Here is a 676-nt window from a genome sequence, read left to right on the forward strand (position 1 = left end):
GTGGCGGTGTCTGCGTCGTTGCCGGGTGGTGGGGTGTTGGGTTCGTGGTTCTCGCGGGTTGCGGGGGTGTCGCCGGAGGCTGTGGCGGTGGTGTGCGGTGAGGTGCGGTGGTCGTTGGTGGTGGCGGTGCTGGCGGTGGTGAAGGCGGGTGCGGCGTATGTGCCGGTGGACCCGTCGTATCCGGCCGACCGGATCGCCTATGTGCTTCGGGACGCGGGCCCGTGTCTGGTGGTGACGGACCGGGACACGCTGGAGGTGATGCCCCAGGGCGTCCCGGCAGTCCTCGCCGACGAGACGGACGTGTCCGGGTATTCGTCGGAGGCGCTTACCGAGTGGGCTGGTCTGGGTGATCCGGCGTATGTGATCTATACGTCGGGGTCGACGGGGCGTCCCAAGGGTGTGGTGGTGTCGCACCGGCAGGTAGGCAGGTTGTTCTCGTCGACGGGCAAGGGTGTGGTGGTGTCGCACCGGCAGGTGGGCAGGTTGTTCTCGGCGACGGGGGGCTGGTTCGGGTTCGGTCCGGGTCAGGTGTGGACGCTGTTCCACTCGATCGCGTTCGACTTCTCGGTGTGGGAGTTGTGGGCGCCTCTGCTGCACGGGGGGCGGCTGGTGGTGGTGCCGTTCACGGTCAGCCGCAGTCCGGCCGACTTCCTGAACCTCCTGGTCGAGGAGCGGG

General features: G+C 68.6%; 1 protein-coding gene. It reads left to right on the plus strand.

The genetic code is table 11. The annotated features are described in order from the left end of the window. Nucleotides 1-676: AMP-binding protein (locus IE94_RS36820; RefSeq protein WP_157849459.1), on the plus strand; the 676-nt coding region annotated here is incomplete at both ends.

The organism is Streptomyces violaceorubidus, assembly GCF_000717995.1.
GTDB classification, from domain to species: domain Bacteria; phylum Actinomycetota; class Actinomycetes; order Streptomycetales; family Streptomycetaceae; genus Streptomyces; species Streptomyces violaceorubidus.